A 13641-nucleotide genomic window follows, 5' to 3' on the forward strand; every position below is an offset into this window, starting at 1 on the left:
TCAGCACGACGTCGCGGTCGAGTGCTGGAGCATCGAGCGGGCACCCAGCAGCCAGCCGGCGACGGACTGGTTCTGGGTGTTGGGCGCGGCGCACTTCTCGTTCCCGGCGCCGCTCAGCAGCTCGTAGAACTTCGTGCGGTAGGAGCGCTTGTTCGCGTACGACGCGACGGTGATCGAGGGCAGCGTGATGATGTTGCCCGGATTGTTGTACTGGAACAGGATGCCGATGTAGAGCGGCGAGTCCCAGATGCAGGTGAAGCCGCTCCTGCAGTCGGTGAACGCCAGGGTGCCGACGTCGGCCTGGGTCACGAGCAGCGAGCCGCCCAGGTACGAGTCGGTGCGGATGACCCGTGCGGTCGTCTCGGGCTCGTCGGCGACCGCGGGCAGCGCGGTGGCGCCGGCCACGAGGCCGAACGCGGCGATGACGGCCGCGAGCCGGCGCCGGGTGCGGAGGGGTGCTGCGGGTGAGGACTTCTGGTGGGGTGCCATACCCCTAGATGTCCGGATTGTTCCCCAGGTCACACCCCGACGGTGTGACCTGCCTCACTCGTGGCGCCGACGCTACAGCGCGACGCCCACCAGCACGGGCTCGGGCTCGAGGGTCACACCGAAGCGCTCACGCACCCCGTCACGGACCTCGCGCGCGAGGGCCACGAGGTCGGACGCGGTGGACCCGCCCCGATTGGTCAGCGCGAGCGTGTGCTTGGTCGAGAGCGCCGCCGGGCCGGGCAGCCCGAAGCCCTTGCCGAACCCGGCCTGCTCGATGAGCCACGCCGCGCTGAGCTTCACGTCGCCGTCGCCGCTCGGGTAGCGCGGTGCGTCCTCGGGCAGCAGCGTCGCGTCCGAGCGGCTCAGCACGGGGTTCGTGAAGAACGAACCCGCGCTCGACGTGTCGGGGTCGTCCGGGTCGAGCAGCATGCCCTTGCCCGCCCGCAGCCCGAGCACGGCCGTACGCAGGTCCGCGAGCGGCACCCTGTCCCCCACCGCGACGTCGAGCGCTGCCGCGAGCTCGCCGTACGCGATCGGGGCGGACAGGTCGCCCGGGCGCAGCTGGAACGTCACGTCGAGCACGACGTAGCGGGGCGTCGGGAACCACGGCGAGAGCTCGTCGGCGGGGTCGACGCGCATCGAGCGCTTGAGCATCGACGTCCGGTAGCCGAACCCCAGCTCGGCCAGCGGGAACGTGCGCACCCGCCCGCGCCCGCGGTCCCACGCCCGGACCGTCGCGATGGACTGGGCCACGTCCTGGCCGTACGCGCCGACGTTCTGCACGGGGGTCGCGCCCGTCGACCCCGGGATGCCCGAGAGCGCCTCGATGCCCACCAGGTGCTCCTCGACCGCGTGCAGCACGACGTCGTCCCAGGGCGTGCCCGCCGGGACGGTCAGGGTCGTCCCGGCGCAGGCCGAGGCGTCGGGGGTCTGCACGCCCGTGCGCACGTCGTGCACCACGACGCCGTCGAAGCCCTCGTCCGAGACGAGCAGGTTCGAGCCCCCGCCCAGCACGAGCAGCGGCTCCCCCGCGGCGTCCGCGGCGCGCACCTCGGCGAGCAGCGAGGCCTCGTCCGACGTCTCGACGTAGCGCCCGACGGGGCCACCCACCCGCAGGGTCGTGAGCTGGGCGAGCGTCGGGGTCTCGGTCGAGGTGGTCATCGGTCCAGGCTAGTTCCCCCGCGCACCGTCGGCTCCCCGCGGGTCCGAGGGGGCCGGGGGTCGCACCGCGTCGAGCACGAACAGGCCCACGACCACCGGCACGGCGATCGCGAGCAGCGCGTGCCGGTAGCCCACGAACCCCGCGAGCAGACCCAGCACGGGCGGGCCGGCCAGGAACGCCGAGTACCCGACCGTGGCGACCACGCTCACGCGCGCCGCGGCGCGCGCCGGGTCGTCGCTCGCCGCGCTCATCCCCACCGGGAAGCCGAGCGCGGCACCCATCCCCCACAACACCACGCCCACGAGCGCGAGCCACAGCAGGTCGGCCGGGACCAGAGCGAACAGCCCGAGCCCGACGAGCGAGAGCGCCGCGCACAGCCGCAGCGTCGCGACCCGCCCGAACCGGTCCAGGAGCGGGGTGCCGAAGAAGCGCATCCCTGTCATGGCGGTGACGAAGACGCCGAAGGTCAGGGCGCCCGCGGCGTCGCCCGCCCCGAAGCCGTCCACGACGGCGAGCGCGACCCAGTCGTTCGCCGAGCCCTCGGTCAGCGCGGCCGACAGCACCACGAGGCCGATCAGCAGCGTGCGCGGCTCGAGCCAGCTGCGGAACGCCCCGCCCCGACCAGCCGAGACCTCGACCGCCGTGGCCGGGTCGACGCCGGTCCCCGCGGCGTGCAGCGCGGCGTCGACCGTCCGCTCGTCGCGCTCGGGCAGGAACCGCCGCACCGCCCACACCACGCCGAGGCTCGACAGCCCGATCGCGACCGGGACGTGCACCACGACCGGGACACCCGTCCACGCGGCCAGCGCGGCGAGGCCCGCTCCGACGGCGGTGCCGACCGAGAAGCCCGCGTGGTACCTCGGCATGACCGTGCGCCCGAGCCGCTGCTCGACGGCCGCCCCCTCGAGGTTCATCGCCGCGTCCCACGTCCCGGTGCCGATGCCGAAGACCACGACCCCGACGCCCACCACGAGGACGGCCCCGGCGGCGACGCCCGTCGCGGCCAGCGCCAGGCCCGCGCCGTTCACGAGCGCGAAGGCCAGCACCGTGCGCCGCGCACCCAGCCGCGTGACGACGAGGCCCGAGACGGGCAGCGCCACGAGCGAGCCGATCGATCCCACGAGCAGCAGGACGCCCATCTGCTGGGGGGTGAAGCCGAGCGCGTCGCGCACCGCGGGCAGGCGTGAGGCCCAGCTCGAGAAGTTGAAGCCGTTGAGCGCGAACACCACGAACACAGCGAGCGAAGCGCCCCTGAGCTGGGCGGTCTCGGTCGGTCGCCTGGTCATCGCGCCCCTCGTCGTCGTGGGATCGGGTCGTCGCCGCACGGCCGGTCGTGCACCTCAGGTCAGGTCGGCGACGGGGCGCCTGCGCGCACAGTAGCGGGACCGTGGGACGTGAGGAGCGGGGTGACGCTGCGCGAGAGCAGGACGCTCGCGACCATCGCGACGGTGATGAGCACGAGCGCGTGCCGGGCTCCCATCGACTCCGCGGCGAGGCCCAGCAGCGGCGGTGCGCCGAGCGAGGCGACCGAGGAGAAGGTCGAGACGACCGCGACCCGGCCGGCCGCACGCATCGGGTCGTCCGAGGCGGCTGCGATGCCCAGGGGCACAGCGAGGGCGGCACCGAAGCCCCACCCGACCACCCCCAGCGTCGCGAGCTCGAGCGTGGGGGCGAAGCCGAAGAGTAGGAGGCCCACGAGCGAGACGACCCCGGAGGCCCGGAGCACGGGCACGCGCCCGAGCCGGTCGATCAGGCGGGTGCCGAGCAGCCGCACGAGCGTCATCGCACCGACGAAGACGCCGAACACGACGGCGCCGACGGCCTCGGTGCGCTCGAAGCCGTCCACGACCGCGAGGGCGAGCCAGTCGTTGGCCGACCCTTCGGAGAGCGCGGCGGCCATGATGACGACGCCGATCAGGAGCGTGCGGGGCTCGCGCCACGCGTCGAGCGCCGAGCGCACCCCTCCACGGGCCCGTGCGGGCGGAGCGGGCGTCCCGGCGTCGATGTCGACCACCGCGACGCGCTCGCGCACCGGGACCGAGTCGAGCACCGCGTGCGGCACGGCGGCGAGGCGCCAGAGGGTGCCGACGAGCGCCGTCACGGCGAACTGGACGAGCAGCGAGACCTCGAGGTGCGACGCCGCGGCGCCGACGAGCGAGCCGAGCACGGCGCCGATCGAGAACGCGGCGTGGAACTGGGGCAGCACGGTGCGACCCATGCGGCGCTCGACCGCGGCGGTCTCGACGTTCAGGGGCACGTTGCCGATCGAGAACGACACCCCGATGAGGAAGATGCCCACGGCCAGGACCGGCACCGAGCCGAGGGCGGGGCCGAGCCCGAGCAGCACGTACGCGAGGGCGAACCCGGCGGTCGACAGGTAGAGGCCGATCTTTCCGCCGTAGCGGGTCACGAGGATGCCCGAGACGGTGGCGGTGGCGAGCGAGCCGATCGACCCCGCGAGCAGCACCACGCCGAGCTGGCCCGTCGTCAGGTCGAGCGTGTCGCGCACCGTGGGGATGCGCGCGAGCCAGCTCGAGAACATCAGGCCGTTGAGCGTGAACAGGCCCATCAGGACCCAGCGGGTGCGTTCGAGCGAGCGCTTCGACGCCTGCCTGCCGAGCAGTGCGGTCAGGCGCGTGGTGCCTTGCCCGGGATGGAGCCGCGGCTGACTCAAGGGGAACTCCAGAACGGTCGGGCGAGCGTCGAACGAATCGATTCGATCATGTCCACGCGACCCGTGTCGAATCGATTTGATCACAGAAGCGCCGCGACCGGTACGCTGGCGGCTCACACGCGTCCGTGCACGCTCGCCGGGTGCACCACCGAGCCGGAGGGCGGTAGTCCCCCTGTCGCACGACCGACCGACCCTCGCGGACGTCGCCGCCGCCGCGGGTGTCTCCGTCTCGACCGCCTCGCTCGCGTTCTCCGGAGCCGGGCCCATCGCGGCCACGACCCGCGAACGCGTGATGCACGCGGCCGAGGACCTGGGCTACAGCGGACCCAACCCGCTCGGCCGCCAGCTGCGCAGCGGACGCTCGGGCATCGTCGGGGTGATCGTCGGCGACGCGCTGCGCCGCTCGTTCCGCGACCCCGTGTCGGTGCAGATGCTCGACGGCCTGGTGCGCACGGTGGGGCCCCTCGGGCTCGGCGTGCTGCTCATCCCCGGATCGAGCACCCCCGAGGAGGGCGCCGTCGACCCGCTCGTCGAGACCGCCGCGATGGACGTCGCCGCGATCATCTGGGGCGGCACCGTCGAGGACCCGAACCTGGCCGCGCTGCGCCGCCGTGGCATCCCGACCGTCGTCGTCGAGGGGCAGGCGGTCGAGGGAGTCGCCGCGATCGGCATCGACGACCGGAACGGCATCGCCGAGCTCGGACGCCACCTTCGGGCGCTCGGGCACGAGCGGATCGCCACCGTGACGCTGCCGTTCAACCGCGCCGGCCGGTCCGGCCTCGCCGACGCCGCCCGCATGGCGCAGCTCGAGTGGGAGATCACCCGCCGCCGGCTCGCGGGCCTGCACGACGCGGGGATCGTGCCCGTCGCGACGTGGGAGGCCCCTGCCTCGCTCGTCGAGCACGGCACGGACGCCGGACGCGCGCTGCTCACCGGACCCGACCGGCCCACCGCTGTGCTCGCGCAGTCGGACCTCCTCGCGTCGGGCGTCGTGCTCGCCGCCCGCGAGCTGGGCCTGCGCGTGCCCGAGGACGTCTCGGTCGCCGGCTTCGACGGCCTCGACCTGCCCTGGCTCGCCCCCGACGTGCTGACGAGCGTGTCGCAGCAGCTCGCCGACAAGGGTGCGGCCGTGGGGCACGCGATCGAGGCGCTGATCGACGGTCGGATGCCGGACCCGGTCACGCTGCCGGTCGCTCTCCGGCTGGGCACGACCACGGGTCCCGCGCCTCAGCACTGAGCCGCGCCAGGCCCCGCGCGACGGCGCAGACAGGTGATGGGTGGGCTCAGCCGAGCCGGACGACGACCTGGGCCTTGCCCAGCACCCGGGTGCCCCCGCACGTGACCGTCAGGTCGACGCGTGCCGTCCGGGCCCCGGCGTCGATCTGCCCGACGACTGCCACCACCTGCACCGTCGCGGCCCCCGGGTCGGGGACGGGGACGGGGCGGGTGAACCGCACCTGGTAGTCGACCACGGCTCCCGGGTCGCCGACCCAGTCCGCCACGACGCCGACCGCCGCACCCATGGTCCACATGCCGTGCGCGATGACGCCCGGCAGCCCGACCTCGGTCGCGACGCGCTCGTTCCAGTGGATGGGGTTGAAGTCCCCGCTCGCGCCGGCGTACCGGACGAGGCGGGCGCGGTCGACGACGAGCTCACGGCGGCCGATCTCCTGGCCGACCTGCAGGTCGTCGAGCACGGGGGCGCTCACGCGTCGGCCCCGCGGACCGCCAGGGTCGAGACGACCGTCGCGACCGGCTCGTGGTCCTCGGTCGATATCTCCGACCGGGTCGTCACCATCGACAACCCGGCGCGCTCGGTGATCGCGTCGACGTGCAGCACCGTGACCAGGCGGTCGCCCGCGTGGATGGGCCGGTGGTGCGTGAACCGCTGCTCGGCGTGCACGACCCGCGAGAAGTCGATGCCGGCCGCAGGGTCCTGCACGAGCTGCGCCTCGGCGCGCTGAGCCACGAGCACCGCGAACGTCGCCGGAGCGATGACGTCGGGGTACCCGAGCTCACGTGCGGCCGAGGCGTCGCTGTGTGCCGGGTGCGTGGCCCCCACCGACTCCGCGAACTCGCGCAGCTTCTCCCGCCCGACCTCGTACGAGGCGTTCGGCGGGTACTCGCGTCCGGCGAAGTCGATGTTGACGGCCACTGGAGTCGCTGAGGTCAGCGGGTCTCGCGGTGCACCGTGTGACGGTTGTCGCGCGGGCAGAACTTCTTCATCTCGAGACGGTCGGGGTCGTTCCGACGGTTCTTCTTGGTGATGTAGTTCCGCTCCTTGCACTCGGTGCAGGCGAGCGTGATCTTGGGGCGAACGTCAGAGCTCTTGCTGGCCATGGTCTTGCCACCTCTCGCGCCGCCGGGGGCGCTGCGTACCGGGTTGCGCACGTCGCCGGCCGACGTGCGGATGTGTCCTGTTGGTAGCGGGAGCGGGACTCGAACCCGCGACACCACGATTATGAGCCGTGTGCTCTAACCACCTGAGCTACCCCGCCAACTATCGGTGGACGGGGGTCGCACCGCGGATCTCCCCGCAGCACAACCCCCGACACACCAACAGAGCCCCGAAAGGGAATCGAACCCTTGACCTTCTCCTTACCATGGAGACGCTCTGCCGACTGAGCTATCGGGGCAGCGCGAGCAAGGTTACAACGATCTTGGCGTGGGAGTGAAATCGGCTCGTCGGAGCCGCCCTGAGGCGCCCCGTCGGCCAGCCCTCGGGCCCCCGTCGGGCACCCCCGGGGATCCCAGATCGCGAGACGGATGTGGCCCAGGTGGGTGATCTGCACGCGGCGGACCGCGGCGATCTCGAGCTCGGGGGTTCCCGCTCGGCGTCCGCCTGCGTCACAGTACGGCCGTGCCCATCGACGACGACCTCAGGGTGGAGATCACCGACGCCGACGTGCGTGCTGCCAAGCAGGACTGGCTCACCGCACGCGACTCCGGCGTGCCCGGGATCGGCGTCGACGCGGCGTTCTGGCTGTACGCGCGCCTGATCTCGACCCAGGCCCAGCAGCTCGCCGAGACGTTCCGCGCCGCCCACCGCCGCGCCTGAGCACCCGCGGACGCCCCGCGCGCCCGTCGCTCGCCTAAAGGTTTCAGGTCATCGCGGCGCCGTCACGGCCCGTGCCAGCATCCCCCGCATGCGTACCCCACCGCGGCCCGCGCGCGCTGCCGCCCTCGTGCCCCTGATCGCCGCCCTGGCCCTCACGGCGGGCTGCTCGGGCGGCGGCCCGGCCGCCCCGCCGACCCCCGAGTGGCCGACCGCGCTCACCGTCGACGCCGACACCGCCGCACCGTTCTGGGTCGTGTGGACCGCCGTGGCCGAGCAGGGCGACACCGCGGCCAGCACGCTCCAGCCTGCGCTCGACCAGCTCGACGAGGCGGGCTACAGCGGGCAGGAGTGGGACCCCGCGTGCGTGACGGCCTCCGAGCAGCAGCTCGCCGCCCTCACGGGCTACGCCGACGTGGTGGGCGTGGGCGTCGCGTTCGCCTCCGAGAAGGACGTCGGGGCGTTCGACACGCTGTTCGAGGGGACCGTGGTGTCCGTGACCTCGGGCGAGTACACCTGCACCGCCTGAGCGCCCGAGCAGGCTCCGCAACGCGGCCGTCAGGCCCCGGACGCACCGATGGGGCGCCCTCTCGTGAGAGAGGACGCCCCATCTGCTGTGGCGGGTGAGGGATTCGAACCCCCGTAGGCGTTGCCAGCTGATTTACAGTCAGCCCCCTTTGGCCGCTCGGGTAACCCGCCAGGGTCGCAGCGCCGCGAACGGCGTGCGGATGGAAGGATAGCAACGAATCCGCGGTGCTCATGCATCGGGCCCACGGATCGACCATCGGATCACGGCACCGTGCAGGTGCCGGCAGGGAGGGAACCATGGCGAGCGAGTCCTCGTTCGACGTCGTCAGCAAGGTCGACCGGCAGGAGGTCGACAACGCGCTCAACCAGGCATCCAAGGAGATCGCGCAGCGCTACGACTTCAAGAACGTCGGCGCCTCGGTCGCCTGGAGCGGCGACAAGATCGTGATGATCGCCAACTCGGAGGAGCGCGTGCTCGCGGTCCTCGACGTGCTCCAGACGAAGCTCATCAAGCGCGGGATCTCGCTCAAGGCGCTCGACACGGGCGAGGGCACGCCCAAGGCGTCGGGCAAGGAGTACCGCCTCGAGGCAGTCCTCAAGGAGGGCCTCGACAGCGAGACCGCCAAGAAGATCGGCAAGCTCATCCGCGACGAGGGACCCAAGGGCGTCAAGTCCCAGATCACCGGCGACGAGGTGCGCGTCTCGGCCAAGAGCCGCGACGACCTCCAGGAGGTCATCGCGCTGCTCAAGGGCGCCGACCTCGACGCGGCGCTGCAGTTCACGAACTACCGCTGAGCCGGACGACGGCCGCGCGACCCCAGGTCGCGCGGCCGCGGGCCCAGGTCGCGCGGCCGCGGGCCCGCGTCAGGCCACGGGGACGTCCGCCGCAGCCGGTACCGGCTCGACGGCGAAGCGGGCGAGCGAGAACGCCCCCAGATCGACTCCCGGGACGTTCGGGCCCGCACCCGTCGCGAGCGCGGCCAGCACCTGGCCGATGCCCGGGGTGAACTTGAAGCCGTGACCCGAGAATCCCCCGCCGACGACCACGGGCCCCACCCGGTCGAGCACGAATAGACCGTCGGGGGTCGTGGTGTAGGTGCAGCTCACGGGCTCGGGAACGGACGAGTCGACACCGGGGAACCAGGCGTCGACGTACTCGCGCAGCGCGGCGAGCCGCATCGGCTCGGCCGCGAAGTCGCGTGCGTCGGGGTCCACGACGGGTCCTGTGCCGTGGTGGCCGACCTTGATCCCCACCCCCGGCGTGTGGTGCCCGTACACGCCCAGCGCGGGGTAGTCGTCGTCGGCGCCCAGCTCGCCGCGTGCCTCGGCGTGGGCCTGGGGGTCCACGTGGTGGATGAAGCTCGGCCAGGAGTCGTCCGCGACGAGCGCGGCGTCCCGCACGGGGAAGTGCGCGGGCTGCTCCTGCGTCACCACGAGCGACGCGAGCGCCTCGAACCCCGGCACGCCGGCCAGCAGGCCCTCGCTCCACGCTCCGGCCGCGACCACGACCGTCGCCGCCCGCAGCTCCTCGACGTCCCCCGGCGTCGCGGCCGGGTGGCCGCCGCGGGCCGACGGCGCCTCGGCGGCCACCCGCACGACCACGCCGTCGGGCACCACGTCGATCCCGAGCACGCGCACGCCGTGCCGCACCTGCGCACCGTGGCGCACGGCCTCGGACTGGAGCGTCGCGACCGTGCGGTCGGCGTGCGCCCGGCCCGCGACGGGCTGGAACACGACACGGTCGTCGAAGCGCATGCCGGGCCAGCGCGCGTGCGCCTCCCGGGCCGTCAGGTACTCGAACGGCACATCGCACTCGGTGAGCGTCTGCGTGAGCTGACGCAGCGCAGCCGCCGGACCGTGGTCGACGCAGCCGTTGAGGGTCAGCAGCTGCTCGCCGGACTCGGCCTGCAGCACGTCCCACCACCCGTGCGCGTGCTGCGCGAGGCGCACGTGCAGCGGGTCGGCGTAGCCCAGCCGGAAGATGCGACCCACCCCGTGCGACGCCCCGCGCACGTGCCCCGGCTCGAACCGCTCGAGCAGCACGACCCGGACCCCCTGGCGGGCCAGCGCCCACGCCGTCGCGGAGCCCATCGCCCCGCCCCCGACGACGACGACCTCGGCATCCTGTCCCCTGTCACCCATGCCCGAACACCCCTCGTCGTCCGACCCCGCTGCCGCGCGCCACGCTAGTGGCGGGCGCGCGGCAGCGGCAGGGGCAGTTCACCAGGGGGACAGCTCGGCTCAGTGCGGCGGCAGGCCCGACATCCGCTGGAGCCGGGCGATGCGGTCCGACATCGGCGGATGGGTCTGGAAGAGCTTGCCGACGCCGGCCCCGCGGAACGGGTTCGCGATCATCAGGTGCGAGACGTCGACGAGCTCGCGGTCCTGCGGCAGCGGGCGCGCCTGGGTGCCCTGCTCGAGCTTGCGCAGCGCGGACGCGAGAGCGAGCGGGTCGCCCGTGAGCCGGGCCCCGTCCTCGTCGGCGTCGTACTCGCGCGTGCGGCTGATGGCGAGCTGGATCATGGTCGCGGCGACGGGTGCGAGCAGCGCCGTCGCGATCGCCGCGAACGGGTTCCCGCCGCGATCGCGGTCCCCTCCCCCGCCGAAGATGAGCATCATCTGCGCGGCCGACGTGATGACGCCGGCGACCGCCGCCGCGACCGAGGACGTGAGGATGTCGCGGTTGTAGACGTGCATGAGCTCGTGGCCCAGCACCCCGCGCAGCTCCCGCTCGTCGAGGATCTGCAGGATGCCCTCGGTGCAGCACACCGCGGCGTTGCGCGGGTTGCGGCCCGTCGCGAAGGCGTTCGGGGCGGCCGTCGGCGAGACGTACAGCCGCGGCATGGGCTGGCGTGCGGAGGTCGAGAGCTCACGCACGATGCGGTACATCACGGGCTGCTCGAGCTCGCTCACGGGCCGCGCGTGCATCGCCCGGATCGCGATCTTGTCGGAGTTCCAGTACGAGTACGCCGTCATGACGACGCCGAAGAGCGCGAACAGCACGATGTAGCGGCCGCTGCCGACAGCCGCACCGATGCCCAGCAGGACCGCCCACAGGACGCCGAAGAGCGCGGCCGTCTTCAGGCCGTTGAAGTGTTGGTGCCCCATCGGGATGAACCTCCTAGTCGTCACCCGGACAACGCCCGGCGAAGCCGCGCGGTTCCCCTACTCTGGGCGCGCCTGCCCCCACCCCCCGAGGAGCACCCTGTGCGTACGAGCCGCGTCCTTGCCCTGGCAGCCCTGAGCGCCCTGGCGCTCGCGGCCTGCGCCCCCGCCGACGAGAGCACCCCGGAGGCCACCGACGGCGCGCTCCCGACGCTCACCGCGGGCACCCTCACGATCGGCACGTCCGACCCCGGCTACGAGCCGTGGGTCGTCGACAACGACCCGTCGAACGGCAAGGGCTTCGAGTCGGCCGTCGCGTACGCGGTGGCCGCCGAGCTCGGCTTCGACGCCGCGCACGTGGCATGGGTGCCGGTGTCGTTCGAGCAGATCATCGCGCCGGGCGCCAAGACCTTCGACCTCGCGATCAACCAGGTGTCGATCAGCGACGAGCGGCGCAAGAACCTCGACCTGTCGTCGAGCTACTACGACACGGCCCAGGCCGTCGTCGCGCTCGCGGGCAACCCGGCCGCGCAGGCCACGACGGCCGCCGAGCTCGCCGGGCTGCGCATCGGCGCGATGGTGGGCACCACGAGCCTGACGGTCGCGACCGACGCGATCGCCCCGACCACCGACGTGTCGGTCTTCAACGACAACGACCAGGCCAAGCAGGCCCTCGTCGCGGGCCTCGTCGACGCGATCGTGGTCGACCTGCCGACCGCGCTCTACATCACAGCGGCCGAGCTCGAGGACGGCGTGCTCGTGGGCCAGCTGCCCGCGGGTGACGACCCCGACCAGTTCGGCCTGGTGCTCGACCTCGACTCGCCGCTCACCGACGCGGTGACCGCCGCCGTCGACGCGCTGCGCGCCGACGGGACGCTCGCCGAGCTCGAGACCACCTGGCTCACCGACGCGGCCGGCGCGCCGGTCCTGCGGTAGTGGCGGGCACGGCACCGGCCGTCGGCTGGGTGCCGTCGGCCGTCCAGCAGGAGCGCCTGGCCTACCGGCGGGCGCGGGGCCGCCGCTCGACACTGGTCGCGCTCGCCTCGACGCTCGCGTGCGCGGCCGTCGCGGCCCTCGCGCTCACGAGCGCCCCGGGGTGGCCCCGGGTGCGCGCGTCGTTCTTCGACCCCGAGGTGGCGCTCGCGTCGCTGCCCGAGGTCCTCGACGGCCTGTGGCTCAACGTGCGGGTCATGGCTGTGTGCGCCGTGGTCATCGTCGTGGTGGCCCTCGGGCTCGCGCTCGCGCGGACGCTGCGGGGCCCGGCGTTCCTGCCGCTGCGCGTGCTCGCGACGGCGTACGTCGACGTGTTCCGGGGGCTCCCGCTGCTCCTCGTGCTCCTGCTCGTGGGGTTCGGGGTGCCCGGGCTGCGGCTCCAGGGCGTGCCCGCGTCGGCCGTCGTGCTCGGAGGCGTCGCGCTCGTGCTCACCTACTCGGCGTACGTGGCCGAGGTGTTCCGGGCCGGGATCGAGTCGGTGCACCCCTCGCAGGTCGCCGCGGCGCGCGCGCTGGGTCTCACCCGCGGGCAGGCGCTGCGGCACGTGGTGCTCCCCCAGGCCGTGCGTCGCGTCGTCCCGCCGCTGCTCAACGACCTCGTCGCGCTCTCCAAGGACTCCGGGCTCATCTCGATCCTCGGCGCGGTCGACGCGGTGCGGGCCGCGCAGATCCAGACCGCCACGCACGCGAACTTCACGCCCTACGTCGTGGCGGGCGTCCTGTTCGTGCTGCTGACCATCCCGTTGACCCGGTTCACCGACGCCCTCGCGCGGCGGAGCGGCTGGCTCGGCACCCAGGGCGCCCTCGCGGGAGCGGGGGCGCTGCGATGACCGGGCTGACGCGATCGGCCGAGCCGGGGCCCGCGGGCGCACCGCTCGGCGACGCGCCGGGCGGCAGCGCGCTGCTGCGGGTGCGCGGCGTGCGCAAGGCCTTCGGGGAGCACGTGGTGCTCGACGACCTCGACCTCGACGTGCACGCCCACCAGGTGGTCGTGCTCGTGGGCGCCTCGGGCTCGGGGAAGTCGACGCTGCTGCGCTGCGTCAACCTGCTCGAGGACGTCGACGACGGCGTGATCGAGGTCGAGGGACGCGACGTCACCGACCCGCGGGTCGACGCCGACGCGGTGCGCGCCCGCATCGGGACCGTCTTCCAGGCCTACAACCTGTTCCCGCACCTGCGCGTGCTCGACAACGTGACCCTCGCCCTGCGGCTCGTGCACCGCACCCCGCGGGCCGACGCCGACGAACGGGCGCTCGCGATGCTCGAACGCGTCGGGCTCGCCGACAAGGCGCGGGCGTTCCCGGACCAGCTCTCGGGCGGCCAGCAGCAGCGCGTGGCGATCGCACGCGCCCTGGTGAGCCAGCCCGCGCTCATGCTGCTCGACGAGGTGACGAGCGCGCTCGACCCCGAGCTCGTGGGCGAGGTCCTCGACCTGCTCGGCGAGCTCAAGGACGAGGGCACCACGATGCTCGTCGCGACCCACGAGATGGCCTTCGCCCGGCACGTCGCCGACGAGGTCGTGTTCCTGCACGAGGGGCGCGTGCACGAGCGGGGCACCCCCGCGCAGGTGCTCGACGACCCGCGCGAGGCGCGCACCCGCGAGTTCCTGGGCCGGGTCCGGGGCGCCTGAGGCTC

16 protein-coding genes and 3 tRNA genes are annotated in these 13641 nt (G+C 73.5%); 7 read left to right on the plus strand and 12 right to left on the minus strand.

Annotated elements, in window-relative coordinates; all coding sequences use genetic code 11:
* The 4 genes from ACGIF2_RS13130 to ACGIF2_RS13145 all read right to left on the minus strand — a co-directional run bounded on the left by ACGIF2_RS13130 (position 1) and on the right by ACGIF2_RS13145 (position 4325).
* Complete coding sequence (locus ACGIF2_RS13130; RefSeq protein WP_396047295.1) at positions 1–489, minus strand: hypothetical protein; 489 nt, start codon at positions 487–489, stop codon at positions 1–3.
* 72 nt (positions 490–561) lie between these two features.
* Entirely contained in the window at positions 562–1650 is a 1089-nt protein-coding gene (locus ACGIF2_RS13135) for a UDP-N-acetylmuramate dehydrogenase (protein ID WP_396047297.1), read from the minus strand.
* 9 nt (positions 1651–1659) lie between these two features.
* Positions 1660–2937 carry an MFS transporter gene (locus tag ACGIF2_RS13140; protein WP_396047299.1) on the minus strand — a complete coding sequence of 426 codons (1278 nt, stop codon included), beginning with the start codon at positions 2935–2937 and terminating at the stop codon, positions 1660–1662.
* Positions 2938–2996: 59 nt separating this feature from the next.
* Entirely contained in the window at positions 2997–4325 is a 1329-nt protein-coding gene (locus ACGIF2_RS13145; RefSeq protein WP_396047301.1) for an MFS transporter, read from the minus strand.
* Positions 4326–4497: 172 nt separating this feature from the next.
* Here ACGIF2_RS13145 and ACGIF2_RS13150 point away from each other — a divergent pair, with 172 nt between their 5' ends.
* Complete coding sequence (locus tag ACGIF2_RS13150; RefSeq protein ID WP_396047514.1) at positions 4498–5562, plus strand: LacI family DNA-binding transcriptional regulator; 1065 nt, start codon at positions 4498–4500, stop codon at positions 5560–5562.
* Positions 5563–5608: 46 nt separating this feature from the next.
* Here the strand turns inward: ACGIF2_RS13150 and ACGIF2_RS13155 are convergent, their stop codons facing one another.
* From ACGIF2_RS13155 to ACGIF2_RS13175, 5 genes are all read right to left on the minus strand, one after another.
* A complete protein-coding gene (locus tag ACGIF2_RS13155) occupies positions 5609–6034 on the minus strand; it encodes a MaoC family dehydratase (protein WP_396047303.1) in 426 nt (141 codons plus the stop codon).
* Positions 6031–6480 (minus strand): MaoC family dehydratase N-terminal domain-containing protein, encoded by a 450-nt coding sequence (locus ACGIF2_RS13160; protein WP_396047305.1) that lies wholly within the window; start codon positions 6478–6480, stop codon positions 6031–6033. Before ACGIF2_RS13160 ends, ACGIF2_RS13155 begins: the two co-directional genes overlap by 4 nt.
* Before the next feature lie 14 nt (positions 6481–6494).
* Entirely contained in the window at positions 6495–6665 is a 171-nt protein-coding gene (gene rpmG, locus ACGIF2_RS13165) for a 50S ribosomal protein L33 (RefSeq protein ID WP_028045094.1), read from the minus strand.
* Between the two features lie 81 nt (positions 6666–6746).
* Positions 6747–6823: transfer RNA gene (locus ACGIF2_RS13170), tRNA-Met, on the minus strand.
* A gap of 65 nt (positions 6824–6888) precedes the next feature.
* Positions 6889–6961 (minus strand) — tRNA-Thr (locus ACGIF2_RS13175).
* 224 nt (positions 6962–7185) lie between these two features.
* Between ACGIF2_RS13175 and ACGIF2_RS13180 the strand changes: the two genes are divergently transcribed.
* Together ACGIF2_RS13180 and ACGIF2_RS13185 are read left to right on the plus strand one after the other, a co-directional pair.
* On the plus strand, positions 7186–7383 hold the full coding sequence (locus tag ACGIF2_RS13180) for a hypothetical protein (protein WP_396047307.1): 198 nt from the start codon (positions 7186–7188) through the stop codon (positions 7381–7383).
* An 88-nt stretch (positions 7384–7471) separates the two neighbouring features.
* Positions 7472–7909 carry a hypothetical protein gene (locus ACGIF2_RS13185; protein ID WP_396047309.1) on the plus strand — a complete coding sequence of 146 codons (438 nt, stop codon included), beginning with the start codon at positions 7472–7474 and terminating at the stop codon, positions 7907–7909.
* 88 nt (positions 7910–7997) lie between these two features.
* Here the strand turns inward: ACGIF2_RS13185 and ACGIF2_RS13190 are convergent.
* Positions 7998–8079: transfer RNA gene (locus ACGIF2_RS13190), tRNA-Tyr, on the minus strand.
* A 126-nt stretch (positions 8080–8205) separates the two neighbouring features.
* Between ACGIF2_RS13190 and ACGIF2_RS13195 the strand changes: the two genes are divergently transcribed.
* Entirely contained in the window at positions 8206–8703 is a 498-nt protein-coding gene (locus tag ACGIF2_RS13195; protein ID WP_396047311.1) for a YajQ family cyclic di-GMP-binding protein, read from the plus strand.
* A 69-nt stretch (positions 8704–8772) separates the two neighbouring features.
* Here ACGIF2_RS13195 and ACGIF2_RS13200 read toward each other — a convergent pair whose 3' ends face one another.
* Entirely contained in the window at positions 8773–10050 is a 1278-nt protein-coding gene (locus ACGIF2_RS13200) for an FAD-dependent oxidoreductase (RefSeq protein WP_396047313.1), read from the minus strand.
* 99 nt (positions 10051–10149) lie between these two features.
* Positions 10150–11016 carry a zinc metalloprotease HtpX gene (gene htpX / locus ACGIF2_RS13205; protein ID WP_396047315.1) on the minus strand — a complete coding sequence of 289 codons (867 nt, stop codon included), beginning with the start codon at positions 11014–11016 and terminating at the stop codon, positions 10150–10152.
* Between the two features lie 99 nt (positions 11017–11115).
* On the opposite strand from htpX, the gene ACGIF2_RS13210 reads away from it, so the two are divergent.
* From ACGIF2_RS13210 to ACGIF2_RS13220, 3 genes are read left to right on the plus strand one after another with little or no spacing between them, the layout of a single operon-like run.
* The gene (locus ACGIF2_RS13210) at positions 11116–11949 is read left to right on the plus strand and encodes an ABC transporter substrate-binding protein (protein ID WP_396047317.1); all 834 of its coding nucleotides are present in this window, start codon (positions 11116–11118) and stop codon (positions 11947–11949) included.
* Positions 11949–12836, plus strand: a complete 888-nt coding sequence (locus ACGIF2_RS13215) for an amino acid ABC transporter permease (protein WP_396047319.1) — start codon at positions 11949–11951, stop codon at positions 12834–12836. Before ACGIF2_RS13210 ends, ACGIF2_RS13215 begins: the two co-directional genes overlap by 1 nt.
* Complete coding sequence (locus ACGIF2_RS13220) at positions 12833–13636, plus strand: amino acid ABC transporter ATP-binding protein (RefSeq protein WP_396047321.1); 804 nt, start codon at positions 12833–12835, stop codon at positions 13634–13636. The genes ACGIF2_RS13215 and ACGIF2_RS13220 overlap by 4 nt, the downstream gene beginning before the upstream one ends.
* Positions 13637–13641: the final 5 nt, after the last annotated feature.

It is taken from the genome of Cellulomonas sp. P22 (assembly GCF_044392165.1).